A 20,847-nucleotide genomic window follows, 5' to 3' on the forward strand; every position below is an offset into this window, starting at 1 on the left:
GCGGGCTCCCCTCTCTTTGAGCGGCAGGGAAACTATGGCCGGCCGCAGACATTGTCATCACGAAGCACGGTTGGCGCTTTACGACAAGGATGCTTTGAGCTAGCAGGGGCCAAGAATTCTGACTGCGGGAGCCTCGCGCGGGATTCGCTTATCCGCTTGTTGACAATGTGTTTTCGGCCGACATTTGCGAATGCGGTGCGGCAGTCGCTGAAATTCGAACCAGGTGCGAGGGCGGCAGATGACGACGACCGACACGGAAGACCGCATTCGCCGGCGCGATGACGAGGAAGCGGATATCTACGACGAGGACGGCAATGTCCGCGGCGATTTCCTGGCGCTCGTCGGTGCGGCGATCGCCGATAGAGATACGCTGTTCCTGCGCGGGAATGTCGCCCGCCTGCATGAATCCGAGATAGGCGACCTGCTCGAATCGATTCAGCCGGATCAGCGCCTGGCGCTGGTGCGCCTGCTTGGCGAAGATTTCGACATGACGGCGCTGACCGAGGTCGACGAGGCAATTCGCCGCGAAATCGTCGACCAGATGCCGAACGAGCAGATCGCGGCCGCCATCGGCGAACTCGATTCGGACGATGCCGTTTACATTCTCGAAGACCTCGACAAGGAGGACCGGGAAGACATCCTCGCCCAGATGCCGTTTACCGAGCGGGTGCGGCTGCGCCGGGCGCTCGATTATCCGGAAAGCTCGGCCGGACGCCGCATGCAGACGGAGTTCGTCGCCGTCCCGCCGTTCTGGACGGTGGGGCAGACGATCGACTACATGCGCGACGAGGAGGATCTGCCCTATTCCTTCTCGCAGATCTTCGTCATCGATCCGACCTTCAAGCTGCTCGGCGCCGTCGATCTCGATCAGATCCTGCGCACCAAGCGGCAGACGAAGATCGAGCAGATCATGCGGGAGACCAATCATCCGGTTCCCGCCGAGATGGACCAGGAGGAGGCTGCCCAGCTCTTCGAACAATACGACCTGCTCTCGGCTGCCGTTGTCGACGAAAACGGCCGGCTTGTGGGCGTGCTGACCATCGACGACGTCGTCGACGTCATTCACGAAGAGGCGGACGAGGACATCAAGCGCCTCGGCGGCGTCGGCGACGAAGAGCTGTCGGACAACGTGATCTCGACGGCGCGCTCGCGTTTCCTCTGGCTTTTGATCAATCTCGGCACGGCAATGCTGTCGGCGAGCGTCATCGGCCTGTTCGACGCCTCGATCGAGAAAATGATCGCGCTTGCGGTGCTGATGCCAATCGTCGCCTCGATGGGCGGCAATGCCGGCACGCAGACGATGACGGTGACCGTGCGTGCGCTCGCCACCCGCGATCTCGACATCTACAATGCCGGCCGCATCATCCGCAGGGAGGCCGGCGTCGGCATTCTCAACGGCGCCGTCTTTGCGACGATCATGGGCGCGATCGCCGGCATCTGGTTTCACGACTATCAGCTCGGCGGGGTGATCGCGGCGGCGATGATCATCAATCTGATGGCGGCCGCGCTTGCCGGCATCCTGCTGCCGCTGCTGCTCGACAAGGTGGGAGCGGACCCGGCGATTGCCTCGTCGGTGTTCGTGACGACGGTAACCGACTGTACCGGCTTCTTCGCCTTTCTCGGCATCGCCACCTGGTGGTTCGGCATCTGACGGTTCGCCCGAAATTGACTATTACGTAAAAGTCAATATTATTGCCGGTTCGACGACGGGGAACACATGCCGGTGAACAAATATTATAGCATAACGGAGCTGACGCGCGAATTCGGTGTCTCGACGCGCACGCTCCGCTTCTACGAAGACGAGGGACTGATCCATCCGGAGCGGCGAGGGCGCACGCGTCTCTTCCGGCCGGCGGACCGACGGCTCATCGGGGAAATCCTGCGCGGACGGCGGATCGGCTTCACCATCGCGGAGATCCGCGAGATCATCCAGGTCTACAAGGAGCCGCCGGGCGAACTCGGCCAGCTGAAGCTTCTGATGAAACGCGTCGACGAGAAGCGTGAGGACCTACGCCAGAAGCGCAAGGACATAGACGACACGCTGACGGAACTCGACAATATCGAAGAGGCCTGCCTCGGCCGCCTCGCTGAAATCGGCGTCACCACCTGAGACCTGCCACAGGACGGTTGCCGGTCCTTATTGCGCCTCGGCGCTGCATTCGCCGGCGATCGTCTGGACCCGCTCATCGTTCTGCAGATCGATCTTGCCGGCCTGCAGCGGTATCAGCAGCGCCTGGGCCTGTAATCTGTCGAGCGTGCACTGGCAAAAGCTGCGGCAGAGGGCTTCGCCTTGCTGCATGACGCAAGCGGAGTTGCATTGCCTGAGGTAAGTTTCGACGGGATCCGGCTGCGGCGGCGGGACGATAAGGGAAAGTCCGTAAGCGATCGCGATCAGCACCGGCTGATGAATGAGGTAGAAGGCAAGGCTGTGGCGGCCAAGCTTCGCCGGCCACCAGGAGCCTGTGCCGATGGCCGCGAGCTGATGCGGCAGCCTGGTTCTGATGGCGATCAAGGCGATGCTCAAGCCCACGAAAAACGGTGTAGCCCAAGGAAACAGCGGCACGTAATCGTTGGAGCGTTGCGGCGTTTCGGCAAGGCCGATCCAGGCGAGATATCTCGGATCGAAGAAGGACGAGCGGAGCAGGCCCGGTGTGCCGAAATTATCGAGAATCCAGGCGGCAAGGAGCGCGACTGTGACCAGGAGCGTGACGGCGAGCGGCAATCTAACAAAAACGACGCCGATGAGCGTGAGCACCGCAATACAATGCAGGATGCCGAAATAGATCCACGTGTCCGGCATAGCGACGCGAGTGGCGATCGAAATGACCGCGGCCGCCGCGGCAATCATGCCGAAGCGTTTCCAGTAGGACGGCCAGCGAATCGTCGGCGTGCTGGAGAGCACCAGGCTGATGCCGACGATGAAGAGAAAGGTCGTGGCAATCGCCCGGGCATAGATCTTCAGCCAGCCCGTCTCGGCCGTGCCCGGCGCCAGATAGGCCATGAACTCCATGTCCCAGGTGAAATGGTAGCTCGCCATGGCGATCAGCGCGGCGCCGCGCGCCGTATCCAATAGACCGATGCGCGGCGGTCTTGCCACCGCATCGGCCCGCATTGCCGGCATTGTCATCAAAGTCCCCCGATCAAATCATTTCCGTCGTTCGACGGCGTGTCGCGGCGAATAGCAGAAAGGTGTGGATTTGATGGCGGGCCGGCATCCATGATCGCCAGCCGCGCCTGCGAGAAGAACTGCCGCCGTGTCAGCACGAAGATGACGGTCGCCGTCGTCAGCATGAAGACGTAAGGATTGATGAACCAGCCGAGATAGCCGATCGACAGGAAGATCGCCCTGAGCCCCTCGTTGAAATTGCTGCCTGCGATGACATTCATGCGGATGACGCGTTCGGCGGCCCGCTCGGCGGCGATGACGTCGCTTTCGGCTTCGCGCATCATCGGGATGGCGCCGAAAAGGATGGTGCAATAGTTGAACAGCCGATAGGACCAGCCGAACTTGAAGAAGGCATAACCGAACAGCGCCGCCAGACCGCCGACCTTCATCTCGAAGGCGGCGTGGCCGCCATGAAAGACGACGGGCAGGTCGGCAAAGACGGCGTCGACCTTTTCCGTCGCGCCGAGCAGCGCGAAGCAACTGCCGAGCGCAAAGATCGAGGTCGAGGCGAAAAAGGCCGTACCGTTCTGCAGGCCGGACATGATCTGTGTATCGATCATCTTCAGGTCGCGCCGCAGCGAATTATAGATCCACTCCCGCCGCCGTTCGGTCATCGCATGGGTCAGGCTGGTGCGCCCGAAGAAGGTGCGACCCTTCAGCAGCCAGGAGTAACCCATCCAGACACAGGCAAAGAAGGTCAGAGCGATATAATCCGCCGTCGTCATCAATGATTCAGTCTCCGCATGATTGCGGCCACCTTACATATGCGCTGAGATGCTGCAATGACCGGTAAGCCCGGCTCACATGGATTTAGACCGCTGCGCGTCCATAAGGGGACACACATGGCGATATAGCCATGAAAAGCGATTCCGATTTTCAGGGCTCTGCGCTAGTGTGAAATGTCGCACCGACTCCAGGCGATGTCGGTTCGCCGCTTGGATCCGAAGCCGGCGGCGTTTAAATTTGCATTCCAGCGGTTCAGAAGGCGCATCCATGTTTCTTTCGGTATTCGACGTGTTCAAGATCGGTGTCGGACCGTCGAGCTCACACACGATGGGTCCGATGTCGGCCGCCAACCGTTTTCTCGACCTGATCCTGTCGAGCGAATGGCCGCGCCCGTCAGGTGCTCAGGTCGCTGCGATCAACGTCAGCCTGCATGGCTCGCTTGCCCATACCGGGATCGGCCATGGTACGGGCAGGGCTGTCATTCTCGGACTGATGGGTGAGGCGCCCGACAGTGTCGATCCCGACAGGATGGACGGTATCATCGACACCGTGGAGCGCACCGGCCGCATCACGCCTGCGGGCCATCCGGCCTACCAATTCCAGCCGAAGACCGATCTGATCTTCGACAAGAAACAGCCGCTGCCAGGCCATGCCAACGGCATGATCTTTTCGGCGTTTGACAAGGACGACCGGCTGCTCCTCAAGCGCATCTATTATTCGGTTGGCGGCGGCTTCGTCGTTACCGACACCGAACTGGAACAGATGCGGGCGAAGAAGAATGCGACGGGCGGCGTGCGCGTGCCCTATCCCTTCTCGACCGCGAAACAGATGCTGGAGATGGCGGAGCGCTCCGGGCTTTCGATTGCGCAGATGAAGCGGGCGAACGAGGAGAGCCAGCGTTCGCGCGAGGAGCTCGATCAGGGGCTCGACCGCATCTGGGAAGCGATGCGTTCCTGCATCGAGCGCGGCCTCAAGGTCGAGGGTGTCATGCCCGGCGGCCTCAACGTCAAGCGCCGTGCCCGCCGCATCCACGACAAGCTGCAGGAGGAGTGGCGCAGCAATCGCGTCAATCCGCTGCTCGCCAATGATTGGCTCAGCGTCTATGCGATGGCCGTCAACGAGGAGAATGCCGCCGGCGGGCGCGTCGTCACCGCGCCGACCAATGGCGCGGCCGGCGTCATTCCGGCAACGATCCGCTATTATGAGCATTTCCACGAGGACTGGGACCAGAACGGCATCCGCGATTACCTGCTGACGGCTGCCGCGATCGGCGGCATCATCAAGCACAATGCGTCGATCTCTGGCGCCGAGGTCGGCTGTCAGGGCGAGGTCGGCTCGGCCGCGGCGATGGCGGCTGCAGGCCTGGCAGCGGTAATGGGCGGCACGCCGGAGCAGATCGAGAATGCCGCCGAGATCGCGCTCGAACATCATCTCGGCATGACCTGCGATCCTGTCGCAGGCCTCGTGCAGGTTCCCTGTATCGAGCGCAATGCGCTCGGCGCCGTCAAGGCCGTCACGGCGGCATCGCTTGCCGTTAAGGGCGACGGCCAGCATTTCGTGCCGCTCGACGCCTGCATCGAGACGATGCGCCAGACCGGCCACGACATGAGCGAGAAATACAAGGAAACCTCGACCGGCGGCCTGGCCGTCAACGTCGTCGAATGCTGAGCGTGCGGACTCCTTCGCTAGAGCGGCTCAGCGCTTCACGCGAGCGCTGAACTGCTATAAATTCTTGTTTTTACGTAATTGTCGGCAAACGCTTCGTGCTTTGCCTGGGAAAACCGCTTCACACTTTTCCTGGAATTGCTATAGGCGCTTGACGCCCGCCGCCAAAAGGATTTCAACGGCGGCATGGCATTGCATCTCATCAAACTCTGTGTCGGCGCCGACTCGATCGAGGATCTGCGCGAATGGGTGGCGGAGCGCTCGCTGCGCGCCATTGCCGCCGGGCTCGAACCGCATTCGGTTCACACGACGCGCATGGTGCCCAAACGCATGGCAGAGCTTCTCGACGGCGGATCGCTCTATTGGGTGATCAAGGGACAGGTGCAGGCGAGGCAGAGATTGCTCGACATCGAGACGTTCACCGACGACGAAGGGATTTCACGCTGCCGCCTGATGCTCGGCCCGGAGGTCATCGAAACCGCGGTGCAGCCGAAGCGGCCATTCCAGGGATGGCGCTACTATACCCAAGACGACGTGCCGGCCGATCTGACGAGCTTGGGCGCCGGGATCGCCGAAATGCCCGCGGAGCTGCGCCGCGAGCTGACAGATCTCGGCCTGCTCTAATTCTATCGCCCAAAATACCGGTTTCGGACGACGGCATGCGGATTTCAGCGCAGACGCAATTGCACCGGCGCACTGCCGTCCGGCGACGTCACATGCAGATGAATGCGGGCTTCCGGCTGCGAATAGCGCCAGGCGCGGGCGCCATGGCAAAGCAGCAGATTGATGAGATCCCGGGTCTTGGCAGACTTCGCTCTCGGCCGTTGCAGACCGATTTCGGCAAGCCGCAGAGCCGCCTCGTGCAGCGGATGCAGGGATGAACGCCCTTTAGCCCCGCCGCGGCGGTCGCCTGGCATTCCCGGAACATTCTCATTGATCGCCATAGTTTTCCCCGTACGCATTACTGATCGAGTTCAAACCGATGGCCGGAAACGCAAACACCGATTCCGGCCGTTACGGATGCCGCCGGCCATGTCGCAGGCAGCACCGAATAACTCATTGTGCTGCGGCCCAGCACTTGATACCGGCCCTCTTCAAGGCCTTGCAGGCGTTGACCGCATCGCGCTGATCGTCAAAGCCACCGAAGCGGGCGCGATAGACCTGGTCGTTGCCAGCGCCGTAGGCGACGGCGAAGGGCTTTGCCGAGGCCAGCGCCTTGCCGCCCTTGCTCTTGGCGCTCTCCAGGAGGTCCATGGCCATCTGCCGGCTCGGCGAGACGCCGACCTGGACGACCCATCCCGCAGGCGCAGCACTTGCCGGGGTGGCGCTGGTCGAAGCGGTCGTGACGTGGTCGACGGCGGCGTTATCCTGTGCAGCCGGTGCAGCGACCGGAGCCTGCTGCTTGAAGCTCGTGGTCTTGACCCTGGTCGGCGACGGCATCGCCTGGGCGACCAGCGGATTGTCGGATTTCGGCGACGATGTTTCGGTATAGGCGACTTCGGCCTCGGCTACCTGATAACGGGCATCCGGCAGCGGGCCCTTATGCGGCAGGCTGAGATCGGCGGCAGCGGCAGAAACCGGTGGCTGCGCCGCAGTGATCGTCTTTGCGACCTGTTCCGGGGCGACCTGCTGCCGAGCCTTCTGCGGCTGAACCGGAGCAGGCGTTTCGATCATTTCAGGGGCAGGGGCTGCCTGGGCCACCAGCGCCGAATTTCCGCCGCGGCTCGACGCCTTCGGGAGGTAGGTGGCGATCAGATTGCGCATCTGAGCGTCTCGAGCCGACCCGGAAGTGCCGCCGAGCACCACGCTGACGATCGACTTGCCGTCGACCTGTACCGAACTCACCAGGTTGAAGCCGGCGGCGCGCGTATAACCGGTCTTGATGCCGTCGACGCCGCGCACGGAGCCGACCAGCCGGTTGTGGCTGCGGATCGTGCGGGTGCCGAACTTGAAGGCGCGGGTGGAGAAATAACCGTAATATTGCGGGAAATGCTGGCGAAGGGCGATGCCGAGGCGGGCCTGGTCGCGCGCCGTCGTCATCTGCGCCGTATTCGGCAGGCCGTTGGCGTTGCGATAGGTGGTGCGCGTCATGCCGAGCGCATGCGCCTTGGCGGTCATCATCTCGGCGAAGCGGTCTTCGCTGCCGCCGAGCATCTCGCCAAGCGCGGTTGCCGCATCATTGGCCGACAGAGTGACGAGACCAAGGATGCCCTGTTCGACGGTGATGGTGCCGCCGGGGCGCACGCCAAGCTTGGTCGGCGCCTGGGCGGCCGCGTGAGCGGAGAAGGGAACCGGCGTATCGAGGCGGATGCGACCCTGCTCCAAGGCCTCGAAGGTCATATAAAGGGTCATCATCTTGGTCAGCGAGGCAGGATATTGCAGCCGATCGGCATTCTCGCTGTAGAGAACGTTGCCGGTCTTGGCGTCGACGACGATGCCCGCATATTTCGGATTGGCCGCCTCCGCGTCGGCATTGACCGATTCAACCAGGACGACCGTGAGAGCCACCGAAAGGATCGCCAGGAGCTTTGCGAAAAAGCTGCCGGACCGGGATGATGATACGGAGGAGACTGACCTTGACACTATTCCACTCTTCGCTTTGCATTTCAGATATTGGGCAGGAACCGCACACTCCCGCCGTACAGCTCGTCTTTTGAAATTACCGATTCAGCGTTACCAATCCGTTTATGATGAACCGTTTAACTCCTTGTCCGGGAGCATTTTAGGGGCTTGTTACAGAACGGTTCATAAGACGCGCTTCCACAAAGATGCGGATCGCGGCATCAATATGTTCCCAGTCGGCGAGATGGCTGCTGGAGAAGCGGTAGAGGACGCTGAGATCCTTGCCGACCTTGATGTCGCGCTGACAATCTCCGCTCGCGGCCTTGTCCGGAGTTGAAGGCAATATGCAGCGCACGACATAGTCCGGCCCGCCTTTGACCGTTGCCGTGAGCAGCACTTCTCCGCCGTAACCGGCGTCGGCGCGAAGTCGATGGAGTGTCAATCCGTCCCGGAAAGGCTCGGCTGCTCCTTCGATCAAATGCGAATAGATTGGCTCCAGCCGGCCGGACATGTCGCGCGACATGGTGCTCTGAGCGATCTGCAGGAAGATGAGGCCGGAGGATTGGGCGATATCGTCGAATCGCAGATGGTTGTCCTTGCCGTAACCCTGCATCGAGGGCCAGGCGAGGTAGAGATCGACGCGCTCGGCGGCGCCGTCATGCCTCTGGCTCGGGAAGCGGATGGTATTTTCGGGGAATCTCACTGTGTCGCGGCCGATGGTCAGCGTGATTTCCGCCGTGCTGTCGGTATTGCCGGCAAGGGAGATGTGCCGGCCGAACCAACGGCCGGCGATGCTGATGGCGACGGTCAGGACCGCCAGGACTGATATCGCCGCCATCGTACGCAGAAGAAACCTCATCGAAAGAAGCGGTTGCTCGTCGGGTGCGCTTTGGGCGGCTTGGCTCATGGCGGTTCTTTGCGTTTCGGTCCGCCGCAGGAAGAACATGAGCCGCCGGTGCCGATGATGAATCTCATCGCCATGATCGAACCGGCAGGGTTAATACTTCGCTAAGATTGTGGGTCGCAGCTGTCCCGGGATGGACGCATGTCCCAAAAAGGAGCGAGCCGTTCCCGGGACAGCGGGAACGGCTCTTGGGCACCGGTCGGGGACGGGATGCGGGGACTGACCGGGCCGAAACCTGTGCCGGCTTTGCCGGCTGGCTGGTTTACCTGACGCTGCCGACCGCGACAGCGCGGCCGTCCTGAAGCTTCGACCAGCGGGCCGGATCGCTGGCGGACTGGCGCTTCAGATAGGTGTATTCGGTGTCCGACCACAGCAGCACCTTGTTGCGCATGTTGTCGAGAATGAAATCGCCGTGATCGGTGCGGACCGTCAGTACGGCATGGCCTTCGCCGTTCGGCTGCAGCACGACGGTGATCAGCGTGTCGGATGGCGAGAAGCCGTCCTCGATCAGCATCTTGCGCTTCAGCAGGGCATAGTCCTCGCAATCGCCGACGGTTGTGGGATAGGCCCAGCGTTCCTCGACGCCGTAGATCTGTTCATCCGTCTCCGGCTGGATCGATGAATTGACCGTGTAGTTGACCTTGAGAATTTCCTTCCAGCGATCCTCCGTGAGGACGGCCGGCCCGGCATCGCCGCCGGCATAGGTGCATTCCGTCGGATTGGCCTTGCAGAATTCATAGTGTCCGATCGGCGGGCTGGCATTGCCGGCGAGGGCCATGCTGGCGGGCGTTGCCTGTCCCGAGCCCGCCATTGCCATCATGATCGCACTGGCCAGAAGGCCGCCTTTCAGGATATTCGCAGCTGTCATTGCCGTCTCCCCTAAGTTGAGGCGACAATGACACGGACGTTTTTATCTCACGCAAAATTACGCAATAGAATTAAATGCTTAGTTGAATAAAATGCCGATAAAACTTGGCTCGAATGCGAATAAAATTCGGTGCGTATTTGTGTCGAAATCGATTAAAATTGTAGTGCACGCGACAAGGACTTCGCCAATGGAAAGCCTGCGCCGCCGTCGCGTCGTTAAGAGTTTTCGCTGAGCCGGATAAGTGCCGGCGGCGCTGCGGCGGGATGCTTGCAGTGGCGATGCCGGTGGAATCTGCCGGTTGGAACGGGCCGAAAGCAGAATATCGCTCGGATTCCGGGGGCCGACATTAAAATTATTTTTGACAAGAATCGCGAAATCGATCGCTGGCGGCGACGATTGCCGCGCTCATATCGGGGTTTGCGGTGGAATGGGAAGCGCGCGGAAGGATCACGAGCTCGCTTTGCGGCCAAGCGCGGGCCAGTTCCCAGGCGGTGACGAGCGGTGCCTCGATGTCGAACCGTCCCTGCAGCAGGATGCCGGGAATGCCGGCAAGCCGCGCGGCGTTCTTCAAGAGCACGCCATCCTCCAGCCAGGCGCCGTTGACGAAGTAGTGGGTGATGATACGGGCGCGCGTCAGCAGATAAGCCGGATCGGCCCAGCAGCGCGGCAGTCCTTCCCCGGCGAGCAGGATCGAGGCTGATTCCCAATCATGCCAGTCACGCGCCGCCTTGAGGCGCGTTTCAGGATCCGGAGCGTTGAGGAGGCGGTGATAGGCGCTGGCCATGTCCTCATCCAGTTCTGGCGCGCCGGATTGTATTCCCTGACGGAAACGGTGCCACTCTTCCGGAAAAAGCGGCGCCATGCCGCGGCAAAGCCAGTCGATTTCCGATCGCCGCGTGGTGGTCACGCCCGATATGACCATCGCTGTGACATGCTGCGGATGCGTTTCGGCATAGGCGAGCGCCAGCGTCGAGCCCCAGGAGTTACCGAAAAGCAGCCATCTGTCGATGCCGAGAAAGAGCCGCAGACTCTCGATATCGGCCACGAGATGCCAGGTCGTATTGAGGGAGAGATCGGTTTCGGGATCTGCGGCACTCGGCAGGCTCCGGCCGCAATTGCGCTGGTCGAAGAGGATGATTCGATAGGCGTCCGGATCGAACTGCCGGCGCGCCGCGGTTGAACAGCCCGAGCCCGGCCCGCCGTGCAGCACGAGTGCCGGCCGCCCCATCGGGTTGCCGCAGGCTTCCCAATAGATCAGGTTGCCGTCGCCCGTATCGAGCAGGCCGTGATCATAGGGTTCGATTTCCGGGTAGAGAGCTGCCATCGGTTCGGTTCACTTTCGGTCGGGGCGGCCCCTTATCCATTACATCGCTGACAAAGGGAAGACGGGTGGCGCGTGACGCTCCGGACGCAAAATCACTGCACGATTTTAGGCAACCTGCTTGGCGACGATCCTTGTCGCAACTTGTTCCACCCATAATATCAGCGGTTAATCGGTGGAACCACTTGCGGCAGCACCCCAAGCGTGCGTTCCAAAGCCGGATTTGTTGCCGCTTGCAGGTCTGTTGACGCGAGGCGCAGGCGTCTTCAACGCGACCAGACCGGGAGCCCGCCGGACCTCGAAAGCGTCGTCGGTGGAAGTCCGTCGAGAATGCACCGCTGCAGAGGTTGGGAAGGGCAGGAGGTTTCGCACGAAACTTTTAAAGGAATTCCCGCAGCGTTTCGCGGGACTGGATCGATAGGAATTCGATCGCCACGCCTTCGACGAAATGACGCACGACACGGCCGCGCATGTTGCCGAGGCGCACGGCCGTTCCGATCGAGGGACGCATTTCGACGTCGATGGCGGCGCCCGACAGCGACAGGTCCATGATGCGGCAGGTATAGCGCGTGCCATCCTCGAGCGTGAGTTCGGTCTTCGTATCACGCGGCGTCAGACGGTCGTGGCGGCGATCTTCCGGCAGGCCGAGCTCGTGCTTGTTGGCAAGCCAGGTGAGCTGGGCAGCGAGCTTCTCGCGCTTGCGCTCCGTGGCATTGATCGACATGGTGAAGCCGCGGCCGTCGAGCGTCTGAACGTAACCTTCGACGCGCCCGAGATGGTCGATATAGGCGACGACGCGTTCGTTGGCGCGCGGCCGGCCGGAGCAGGTGACGTACATATCGCCGGGCGACATGTCGATCACCATGCATTCGAACTCCTCGTAATTCGCAAGCATCAGCCGGCCCTGCATATTGATCGGCACGCGCTGGAAAACGCCTTGTTCAGGGCGCGGCGCAGGTCGTTGCGTCTGAGCTGGCTGGAACGAGTGCATCAAAGGGCTTCTTCATAAAAACTGGAGAGATTAATCCTTACCTCCAATCCATTAACAGAAGGTTGTTTCGCCTTGTTGTGACATAGCCGAAAACGAGTGCGCGCCTTGTCCTGAAACAAGACGCTTAACGCGCCTCGGCACTCAACAGCTGTGACACCATGCGGCGCATGGCCTGGCCGAACCCGATGCCTTTTGCCGCGACGACTTCGTTGATCGAGCGCAGTTCGGCCGGCATGGCCTTGCTGAATTTTTCGGGCAGCAGACGGCTGCGGTCGAGCGCCAGGAATTCCAGCGGCACGATCTCCAGCCAGCTCGCAGGCGCCGTCGGTGCGATCGCGCCGAGCAGCCGGTCGCAGGCGCCGTCCGACGAGCGCAGCGGCATCATGATGATCTCGAAGGAGGCCTGATGACCGACGGTGCTGTAGCCGGTGGTGTTGAACAGGGCCGGCATGGCATGGTCCATAACGCCCATCGCCGTGCGTTCGATGTCCGCGTGCTGGCCATGCGCCCAAAGGGACGAAAAACGTTCACCGCGCAGGTCGCGTCCGAAGAAATCGCAGATGCGGGTGCCGGCGAGCCGGAAAACGATGTCTCCGCCGTCGCGCGTCTCGAGGATGAAGAGACTTTGCAGAAGATGGGGAACGGCAGAGGGTTCGACCTGTGATTTCAGCGGCGCATCGGCAGCGCCGCGGATACGGTTCCAATAGTCAAAAATTTCGATGGTCGTTTGCACACGCATTTCACACCAACCTGTCCCATTCCGGAGCATTTTCGGGCAGTCATTGCCCGTACAGCTTCTACCTTGCGGATTTCATGCCAGATCCAGGCCGTTAAGGTTAAGAAAGGGTTTCGGTTGAGGCGCGACGTCTATCGTGGCAATGTCCAGTCATCGCTTCGACTTTCGGAGTTCAGCACGATCTGCCGATCCTGGGTCTTTCCAGGAATTCGGGTTACGCCGCCCGGCACTACGGGCGGCTTTTTTTTTGACAGGCGCTCCTGTATGGCTGAGGCCTCAACGAGGCGATAAAAATGAACGAGCAGACGGGCGAGCCAGACAAGGCGCCGGAACCCTCCGAGGCCCGGCCGCCGGCGCGGCCCCCGCGCGTACCGGTCTTCAACCTTCCGCCGGCGCTGCTCTTCAGCCTTTGCCTGCTCATCCTTATCTATGCGGTGCAGGCGCTCGTTCTCTCGGACGATGCGGTGGGCTGGCTGCTGTTTACCTTCGGTTTCGTCCCCGCTCGCTACGTGATTCCGTTGTCGCAGCAGGGGCTGGAGCTGTTCTGGACGCCCGTTACCTATTCGCTGCTGCACGGCAGCACCCAGCATATCGTCTTCAACGCCTTCTGGCTGATGGCCTTCGGCGCGCCGGTCGTGCGCCGCATCGGGACGTTGCGGTTCCTGTTCTTCTGGATCTTGTCCGCCGTCGCTTCCGCCGCCCTGCACGCGATCCTCAACTGGGGAGACGTATCGCTGCTGATCGGCGCCTCGGGCGTCATTTCCGGGCTGATGGGGGCCGCCTGCCGATTCGCCTTTCCGGCCGATCGGCGACCGATGCCGGTGGCGCATCTCAACGCCCGGCTTTCGATCATCGACGCCCTGAAGAGCCGGACCGTCGTCATCTTCATGCTTCTCTGGCTGGTCGGCAACGCCTTGATTGCCGCCGGCATTCCGCTCGTCGGCGACAGCGACCAGGAGATCGCCTGGGACGCGCATATCGGCGGCTTCGTGTTCGGCTTCCTTTTGTTTTCGCTGTTCGACCGGGCGCCACGGCCGCCCGCAGAACCGGCGGGAGCGGAGAAGGATATGTTGCAATCCTGAGCCGGGCGGTGCACCATCGAACGATCCGCGATTGGGGGGAGAAACCGCCGCGGTTGCCTGTGACACATGTCACAGGCTCGACATAGGAGGTTCGAATGACCAGTTCAGTCAAAGCAATCCTCGACCTGAAGGGCAGGGACGTCATCACCGCCGGGCCGAACACCACCGTCGCCGAGGCGGCCGCCATTCTGAGCAAGAAGAAGATCGGCGCCATCGTCGTCGTCGGCATGGAGAACCGGATTTCGGGCATGTTCACCGAGCGCGATCTGGTGCATGCCATCGCCAAGCACGGCAAGGATGGCCTCGATCAGCCGCTCTCTCAGCTCATGACTTCAAAGGTCTACCGCTGCCACGAGGAGACGACCGTCAACGAGTTGATGGAACTGATGACCAGCCGCCGCTTCCGCCACGTGCCGGTGGAAAGCAACGGCAAGCTTGCCGGCATCATCTCGATCGGCGACGTGGTGAAATCCCGGATCGCGGAAGTCGAGCGCGAAGCCGAGGAGATCAAGGCCTATATCGCCGGCTGAGGGTCCGGCTGTTTGTTCAAACGTGCTGTCGCCCCTTTCGGGGCGCTTCACGGAGGGCTGGCGTAGACTTCCTGCATGCGCTTGATCTCGGGAAGCCTGGCTCTCGCTTCCTCGTAGCCGCGTTCGATCGCCTCGCCGGCCCGATGGAATTCCGAGAGGCCGATATAGCTGAGGCGCGGCTGCAGCGAAATGTCGGGCGGATCGCCGGCAAGGCGGGCGCGGGCAATCCTGTCCTGGATGATGTTGAAAGCCTGCACCATCACGCCGGTCATGCCGAGGCGAGCATAAGGCGCCTCTTCCTGTTTCTGCATTTCCTGCTGCGAGAGGCTGGCATTGTGCCGGACCACGGCCGAGCGGCCGTAGAGATCGTAATTGAGATTGACGGCGACGACCAGCGGCTGCTCATAGGCACGGCAGACGGAGACGGGAACCGGGTTGACCAGCGCGCCGTCGACCAGCGTGCGGTGATTGCTGCGGACCGGCTCGAAGATGCCGGGCAGGGCATAGGAGGCGCGCAGCGCCGTGATCAGCGAACCATTGGCAATCCAGACCTCGTGGCCGGTATTGACCTCGGCCGCGACTGCGACGAATGGCCGGTCCAGATCCTCGACGTTCAGGCCCTCGAGATGCTCCTGCATGCGCTTGGTCAGCCGCATGCCGCCGAACAGCCCGCTGCCGCCGATCGTCAGATCCAGCAGACTGGCGATGCGGCGCATGGTCAGCGAGCGCGCGAAGGTTTCGAGTTCATCGAGCTTGCCGGCGAGATAGCAGCCGCCGACCAGCGCGCCGATCGATGTGCCGGCAATCATGCCGATCTCGATACCGGCCTCGTCGAGTGCGCGCAGTACGCCGATATGGGCCCAGCCGCGGGCCGCGCCGCCGCCAAGCGCGAGCGCGATCTTGACTCTGTTGACAGGCGCGGGCGAGGGAATTGTCTCGAGTATCGTCGACATGCCGGAACCGGAACCTTCGCCTTCAGCGCTTTGACGGTGTAGACTCCAGTTCAGCATTGCGCTCTCCCCTCCAGCAGAACACGTATGTCTTGATAGTGTCCCCGATCGGTTGCCAAATGGTATATAGAAGCGGTTTCTGGCACAATAAGGGGCAAATACCAGTATAGTTCAGTCTATTTTCCGTAGACATCCTGCGGATCGAAATGACGTTCGTCGTCGACGATGTCGAGCATCGGCTTTCCGTCGCGCAGCGTCACCGTCCGATAGAAGCAGGAACGGCGGCCGGTGTGACAGGTGGCGTCATGGCCGGCGACCTCGACCTTCAGCCAGATGGCATCCTGATCGCAATCGGTGCGAATTTCCTTCACCGTCTGAAGATTGCCCGAGGTCTCGCCCTTTTTCCAGATCTTGCCACGCGACCGACTGAAATAATGGGCCGTGCCCGTCTGGATGGTCAGCGCCAGGGCCTGGGCATTCATATGCGCCACCATCAGCAGTTCGCCATCGCCGGCGTCGGTGACGATCGCGGTGATCAGGCCGCGGTCGTCGAAACGCGGCGTGAAATCGCCGGCGTCTTCCAACGCCGACTTGTCCTCGGATGGTTGATTGAAGATCAGTTGACTCATTGCGGCCCTCCTGAGGGAGCCGGTATCAGCGGCTCCGCACCATGCTCATGAAACGGGCCTGATCGGCCGGTTCGGTCTTGAACGTTCCGGTAAACGTCGTGGTCAAGGTGGTCGAACCCTGCTTCTGAACGCCACGCATCGCCATGCACATATGTTCGGCCTCGATCAGTACGGCAACACCGCGCGGATTGAGCGTATCGTCGATGGCCCGGGCAATCTGGGCCGTCATCGTTTCCTGGGTCTGCAGGCGCCGGCCATAGATCTCGACTACACGGGCAATCTTCGACAGGCCGAGCACGCGGCCATCAGGCATGTAGGCGACATGGGCCTTGCCGATGATCGGCACCATATGGTGTTCGCAATGCGAGTAGAACGGAATGTCCTTGACGAGGACCATGTCGTCGTAACCGGCGACTTCCTCGAAGGTTCGGCCAAGCACATCTTCCGGCGCCATGTCGTAGCCGGCGAAAAGCTCGCGGTAAGCTTTGGCGACACGGGCCGGCGTCTCGATGAGGCCTTCGCGCGTCGGATCGTCACCGGCCCAGCGCAACAGAACGCGAACGGCTTCCTCAGCCTCCTGCTGGGAGGGGCGCTCCGAGTCACGGTTCGGCTGCGGAAAGTTCTTTACGATGGCGTCCATGATCAATGGTCTCCTGGCCCGCATCGCGGACCCATCTGTCGGAATCGCCACTGGTCAGTCCCATGCGGGAATTCATGCACCTTTGGCAGGCTCCGGGGCTTTCAGGGCTAATTCAAGCGCCCATCCGGCACGGTTTCCCAATCAAACTTACACAAGGCCATTGCATTTTCATGGCCTTGGAACGACATACATATAGGAAGACGGCCATTATATGTAAGTATCCTCAGATGACACGGTGTGTTTTTTGTTTCAACGACAATGACAGCCCGATTTAGGCCGATCCGCAGCGATTTTGGAGCGGAAATCCAGCATGGACGACATCTACAACAGCAAAATCCTCGAATTCGCCGGCAATATTCCATTGACCGGGACACTTGATGATGCCGATGCGACCGCCCAGGCGCACTCTAGGCTTTGCGGCTCCAAGGTGCGGATCTGGCTGAAGATGGATGGCGATGTCGTGACCGGTTTTTCCCATGACGTAAAGGCCTGCGCGCTCGGCCAGGCCTCGTCCTCGATCATGGCCCGCCATGTCGTCGGCGCGACATCGGGCGAATTGCGGCAGGCGCGCCTGGACATGCTCGCTATGTTGAAGGCGGACGGGGCAGGGCCCGGCGGACGGTTCGAAGACATGCGCTATCTCCTGCCCGTGCGGGACTACAAGGCCCGCCATGCTTCGACGATGCTGACCTTCGATGCGGTCGTCGACGCGATCGGGCAGATCGAGGCCAAACGGGCGGAAGTTGTCGAGGCGTAACCGAAATGTGCGAGTTCTGCGTCCGGCAGGCTGACGATGAGGACGATGGCGGTGCGGCCGCATCGAGACGGCCGATCGAAAAATCGGCACGCTACTCCCGCAATTACACCGGAGCGTTCCGCAAGACGCCGGACCGCCTGCTCGGCATGGGGCTTATCCGTCTCTATCAGCTGACGCTTTCCGGCTTTGTCGGCAACTCCTGCCGCCATATCCCGACCTGCTCGGAATATGGTTACGAGTCGATCGCCCGTCACGGATTATGGGCCGGCGGTTGGATGACGCTGTTTCGCGTCGGCCGCTGCGGTCCGGGCGGCAGCAGCGGCCTCGACCAGGTGCCAGAGACGCTCGGCAACGATTTTCGCTGGTGGACCCCATGGCGCTATCTCGCGCTTGGACGCAAGAGAGCGTGAACGCAGTGACGATGCCCGGCGAACATCATTGTGTTTCGGAGGTCAGGGCAGCGACGATGCGTGAGGCGCGGTCACTGTTCGGTGACTACGATCGCGAGGAGGAGGAGAGCGAGTTGCTATGAGCATGTTTGTCGCCCTCCTGCACAGCATCGTGCTCTCGCCCGACCGCCGGGTGATCATGGAAGACCTGCGCGCGCTTGCCAGAGAGCTCGGCTATCGCGAGCCGCGCACACTGGTTTCAACAGGCAATCTCGTTTTCGAAGCCGACCAAATACGTCCGCATGAACTCGAGGTCGCGCTGGAAGAGGGTTTCGAAGAGAAGTTCGGCAAACATGTCGATATCATCGTGCGCAGCGACTGCACCTGGATGGCGCTCTGCGGCACCAATCCCTTCCGGGACGGCAGCGGAGATCAGGTAATCGTCCGGGTGATGCGCCTGCCGATCGATCCTGAGAAAGTGGAGGCGCTGAAACCGCTGATGGCGGAAGGGCAACGCATCGCCGTCGTCGGCGGCGATCTCTGGATCGATTTCGCGGGCAAACCGAGTCAATCGAAACTGCTTTCAGCGCTGACGACCCAGCGGCTCGGCGTCGGAACCATGCGCAACTGGAACACCGTTTGCGGTCTTGCTCAGATGATCATGTGAGCCGGCTGCTTCTTTACTCCCGGGCGAAATCTGAGTATCAGGCGGCAGCGCATCCAACAAAGGGAGGCGCTTCCATTTCAACCACCCGCATTCGTTGGCGGGACTGGACAAGGAGAATTTCGATGTCCCAATCCGTTTCCCTGACATTTCCCGATGGTTCCGTGCGCAGCTTCCCAGCTGGCGCAACCGGCCGGGATGTCGCTGAATCCATTTCCAAATCGCTCGCCAAGAGCGCCGTCGCCATTGCGCTCGATGGCGCCGTGCAGGATCTTTCGGATGCCGTGACCGACGGCAAGATCGAGATCATTACCCGCAAGGACCCGCGCGCGCTGGAACTCATCCGCCATGACGCTGCGCACGTGATGGCCGAAGCCGTGCAAGAGCTCTGGCCCGGCACGCAGGTGACGATCGGTCCCGTCATCGAGAACGGCTTCTATTACGATTTCGCCAAGAACGAACCTTTCACGCCCGACGATCTGCCGAAGATCGAAAAGAAGATGAAGGAAATCATCGCCCGCAACGCGCCGTTCACCAAGCAGATCTGGTCGCGCGAAAAGGCCAAGGAAGTCTTCGCCGCCAAGGGCGAACAGTACAAGGTCGAGCTCGTCGATGCGATTCCCGAAGGACAGGATCTGAAGATCTACAATCAGGGCGAATGGTTCGACCTTTGCCGCGGCCCGCATATGGCCTCCACCGGCCAGGTCGGCACGGCCTTCAAACTGATGAAGGTTGCCGGCGCCTATTGGCGCGGCGACAGCAACAATGCCATGCTATCGCGTATCTACGGCACGGCATGGGCTGACCAGGCCGATCTCGATAATTACCTGCATATGCTGGCGGAAGCCGAAAAGCGCGATCATCGCAAGCTCGGCCGCGAAATGGACCTGTTCCATTTCCAGGAGGAGGGGCCGGGCGTTGTCTTCTGGCATGGCAAGGGCTGGCGCATCTTCCAGACGCTCGTCGCCTATATGCGCCGCCGGCTTGCCATCGATTATGAAGAAGTCAACGCACCGCAGGTGCTCGACACCTCGCTCTGGGAAACCTCGGGTCACTGGGGCTGGTATCAGGAAAACATGTTCGGCGTAAAATCGGCGCATGCGATGACGCATCCCGACGACAAGGAAGCGGATAATCGCGTCTTCGCGCTGAAGCCGATGAACTGCCCCGGGCATGTGCAGATCTTCAAGCATGGCCTGAAGTCCTATCGCGAGCTGCCGATCCGTTTGGCGGAATTCGGGCTGGTGCATCGCTACGAGCCTTCGGGCGCGCTGCATGGCCTGATGCGCGTCCGCGGCTTTACGCAGGACGATGCGCATATCTTCTGCACGGACGAGCAGATGGCGGCCGAATGCCTGAAGATCAACGACCTGATCCTGTCGGTCTATGAAGACTTCGGCTTTAAGGAAATCGTCGTCAAGCTTTCCACCCGTCCGGAAAAGCGCGTCGGTTCCGACGCTCTCTGGGATCGCGCCGAAGCCGTCATGACCGAGGTGCTGAAGACGATCGAGGCTCAGTCCGAAGGCCGCATCAAGACCGGCATCCTGCCGGGCGAGGGCGCCTTCTACGGTCCGAAGTTCGAATATACGCTGAAGGATGCGATCGGCCGCGAATGGCAGTGCGGCACGACGCAGGTGGACTTCAACCTGCCGGAACGCTTCGGCGCCTTCTACATCGACAGCAACTCCGAGAAGACGCAGCCGGTGATGATCCATCGCGCCATCTGCGGCTCGATGGAGCGCTTCCTCGGCATCCTGATCGAGAACTTCGCCGGCCATATGCCGCTCTGGGTATCGCCGCTACAGGTGGTAGTCGCAACGATCACCTCGGAGGCTGATGCCTACGGGCTTGAAGTGGCCGAGGCGCTGCGCGAGGCCGGTCTCAACGTCGAAACCGACTTCCGCAACGAGAAGATCAACTACAAGATCCGCGAGCATTCCGTCACCAAAGTTCCTGTCATCATCGTCTGCGGCAGGAAGGAAGCCGAGGAGCGCACGGTCAACATCCGCCGCCTCGGCAGTCAGGACCAGGTTTCGATGGAGCTTGACGCCGCCGTCGAGAGCCTCACCCTCGAGGCGACGCCGCCCGACATCCGTCGCAAGGCCGACGCAAAGAAAGCCAAGGCGGCCTGAAAATAGGGGGAATACGACAGCGCCGACTTCGGCGCTGTCGAAAATGTCTTTCGCGACGGGCAGCCGCTCATACCCCTCCCGCCTGCACTTCGAAATCTTCCTGCCAATGAATGAAATCCGCGCCCAGCGGATCGC

At 61.4% G+C, this 20,847-nt stretch carries 22 protein-coding genes; 10 read left to right on the plus strand and 12 right to left on the minus strand.

What is annotated here, in order from left to right; all coding sequences use genetic code 11:
* Positions 1–238: 238 nt before the first annotated feature.
* Together mgtE and GGD53_RS25905 are read left to right on the plus strand one after the other, a co-directional pair.
* Positions 239–1,651: a magnesium transporter gene (gene mgtE / locus GGD53_RS25900; protein ID WP_184459602.1), complete on the plus strand. Its 1,413-nt coding sequence runs from the start codon at positions 239–241 to the stop codon at positions 1,649–1,651.
* A gap of 66 nt (positions 1,652–1,717) precedes the next feature.
* Positions 1,718–2,110 carry a MerR family transcriptional regulator gene (locus GGD53_RS25905; RefSeq protein ID WP_011425479.1) on the plus strand — a complete coding sequence of 131 codons (393 nt, stop codon included), beginning with the start codon at positions 1,718–1,720 and terminating at the stop codon, positions 2,108–2,110.
* A 27-nt stretch (positions 2,111–2,137) separates the two neighbouring features.
* On the opposite strand, the gene GGD53_RS25910 is transcribed toward GGD53_RS25905, so the two are convergent.
* Complete coding sequence (locus tag GGD53_RS25910; protein ID WP_184459603.1) at positions 2,138–3,127, minus strand: heparan-alpha-glucosaminide N-acetyltransferase; 990 nt, start codon at positions 3,125–3,127, stop codon at positions 2,138–2,140.
* Positions 3,127–3,891, minus strand: coding sequence for a DUF599 domain-containing protein (locus GGD53_RS25915; protein ID WP_184459604.1), 765 nt, complete (start codon positions 3,889–3,891; stop codon positions 3,127–3,129). Before GGD53_RS25915 ends, GGD53_RS25910 begins: the two co-directional genes overlap by 1 nt.
* 268 nt (positions 3,892–4,159) lie before the next feature.
* On the opposite strand from GGD53_RS25915, the gene GGD53_RS25920 reads away from it, so the two are divergent.
* Positions 4,160–5,560 carry an L-serine ammonia-lyase gene (locus tag GGD53_RS25920; protein ID WP_184459605.1) on the plus strand — a complete coding sequence of 467 codons (1,401 nt, stop codon included), beginning with the start codon at positions 4,160–4,162 and terminating at the stop codon, positions 5,558–5,560.
* Positions 5,561–5,743: 183 nt separating this feature from the next.
* Complete coding sequence (locus GGD53_RS25925) at positions 5,744–6,181, plus strand: DUF1489 family protein (RefSeq protein WP_184459606.1); 438 nt, start codon at positions 5,744–5,746, stop codon at positions 6,179–6,181.
* A 44-nt stretch (positions 6,182–6,225) separates the two neighbouring features.
* Here the strand turns inward: GGD53_RS25925 and GGD53_RS25930 are convergent, their stop codons facing one another.
* The 7 genes from GGD53_RS25930 to GGD53_RS25960 form a co-directional block, all read right to left on the minus strand.
* A complete protein-coding gene (locus GGD53_RS25930; protein ID WP_088393824.1) occupies positions 6,226–6,501 on the minus strand; it encodes a hypothetical protein in 276 nt (91 codons plus the stop codon).
* A 112-nt stretch (positions 6,502–6,613) separates the two neighbouring features.
* Positions 6,614–8,140 (minus strand): serine hydrolase, encoded by a 1,527-nt coding sequence (locus GGD53_RS25935; RefSeq protein WP_184459607.1) that lies wholly within the window; start codon positions 8,138–8,140, stop codon positions 6,614–6,616.
* 139 nt (positions 8,141–8,279) lie between these two features.
* The gene (locus GGD53_RS25940) at positions 8,280–9,065 is read right to left on the minus strand and encodes a hypothetical protein (RefSeq protein ID WP_184459608.1); all 786 of its coding nucleotides are present in this window, start codon (positions 9,063–9,065) and stop codon (positions 8,280–8,282) included.
* A gap of 220 nt (positions 9,066–9,285) precedes the next feature.
* Positions 9,286–9,891 (minus strand): transglutaminase-like cysteine peptidase, encoded by a 606-nt coding sequence (locus GGD53_RS25945; RefSeq protein WP_184459609.1) that lies wholly within the window; start codon positions 9,889–9,891, stop codon positions 9,286–9,288.
* A gap of 352 nt (positions 9,892–10,243) precedes the next feature.
* Positions 10,244–11,215 carry a prolyl aminopeptidase gene (gene pip / locus GGD53_RS25950; protein WP_184459610.1) on the minus strand — a complete coding sequence of 324 codons (972 nt, stop codon included), beginning with the start codon at positions 11,213–11,215 and terminating at the stop codon, positions 10,244–10,246.
* Positions 11,216–11,591: 376 nt separating this feature from the next.
* Positions 11,592–12,203, minus strand: a complete 612-nt coding sequence (locus GGD53_RS25955; RefSeq protein ID WP_085778243.1) for a PilZ domain-containing protein — start codon at positions 12,201–12,203, stop codon at positions 11,592–11,594.
* Positions 12,204–12,327: 124 nt separating this feature from the next.
* Entirely contained in the window at positions 12,328–12,972 is a 645-nt protein-coding gene (locus tag GGD53_RS25960; RefSeq protein WP_184459611.1) for a PAS domain-containing protein, read from the minus strand.
* A 260-nt stretch (positions 12,973–13,232) separates the two neighbouring features.
* Between GGD53_RS25960 and GGD53_RS25965 the strand changes: the two genes are divergently transcribed.
* Entirely contained in the window at positions 13,233–14,021 is a 789-nt protein-coding gene (locus GGD53_RS25965) for a rhomboid family intramembrane serine protease (protein ID WP_184459612.1), read from the plus strand.
* A gap of 95 nt (positions 14,022–14,116) precedes the next feature.
* Entirely contained in the window at positions 14,117–14,551 is a 435-nt protein-coding gene (locus GGD53_RS25970; protein WP_184459613.1) for a CBS domain-containing protein, read from the plus strand.
* 47 nt (positions 14,552–14,598) lie between these two features.
* On the opposite strand, the gene GGD53_RS25975 is transcribed toward GGD53_RS25970, so the two are convergent.
* The 3 genes from GGD53_RS25975 to folE all read right to left on the minus strand — a co-directional run bounded on the left by GGD53_RS25975 (position 14,599) and on the right by folE (position 16,770).
* Positions 14,599–15,561 carry a patatin-like phospholipase family protein gene (locus GGD53_RS25975; RefSeq protein ID WP_184459614.1) on the minus strand — a complete coding sequence of 321 codons (963 nt, stop codon included), beginning with the start codon at positions 15,559–15,561 and terminating at the stop codon, positions 14,599–14,601.
* Positions 15,562–15,677: 116 nt separating this feature from the next.
* A complete protein-coding gene (hisI, locus tag GGD53_RS25980; RefSeq protein WP_085778238.1) occupies positions 15,678–16,130 on the minus strand; it encodes a phosphoribosyl-AMP cyclohydrolase in 453 nt (150 codons plus the stop codon).
* 25 nt (positions 16,131–16,155) lie between these two features.
* Complete coding sequence (gene folE, locus GGD53_RS25985; RefSeq protein ID WP_184459615.1) at positions 16,156–16,770, minus strand: GTP cyclohydrolase I FolE; 615 nt, start codon at positions 16,768–16,770, stop codon at positions 16,156–16,158.
* 310 nt (positions 16,771–17,080) lie between these two features.
* Between folE and GGD53_RS25990 the strand changes: the two genes are divergently transcribed.
* From GGD53_RS25990 to thrS, 4 genes are all read left to right on the plus strand, one after another.
* A complete protein-coding gene (locus tag GGD53_RS25990) occupies positions 17,081–17,527 on the plus strand; it encodes an iron-sulfur cluster assembly scaffold protein (RefSeq protein ID WP_088393840.1) in 447 nt (148 codons plus the stop codon).
* 5 nt (positions 17,528–17,532) lie between these two features.
* Entirely contained in the window at positions 17,533–17,937 is a 405-nt protein-coding gene (gene yidD, locus GGD53_RS25995) for a membrane protein insertion efficiency factor YidD (protein ID WP_184459616.1), read from the plus strand.
* A 118-nt stretch (positions 17,938–18,055) separates the two neighbouring features.
* Positions 18,056–18,583, plus strand: a complete 528-nt coding sequence (locus GGD53_RS26000) for a DUF1697 domain-containing protein (RefSeq protein WP_184459617.1) — start codon at positions 18,056–18,058, stop codon at positions 18,581–18,583.
* 122 nt (positions 18,584–18,705) lie between these two features.
* Positions 18,706–20,712, plus strand: a complete 2,007-nt coding sequence (gene thrS, locus GGD53_RS26005) for a threonine--tRNA ligase (protein WP_184459618.1) — start codon at positions 18,706–18,708, stop codon at positions 20,710–20,712.
* Positions 20,713–20,847: the final 135 nt, after the last annotated feature.

The sequence above is a fragment of the Rhizobium aethiopicum genome, from assembly GCF_014197535.1.
Lineage (GTDB): Bacteria > Pseudomonadota > Alphaproteobacteria > Rhizobiales > Rhizobiaceae > Rhizobium > Rhizobium aethiopicum_A.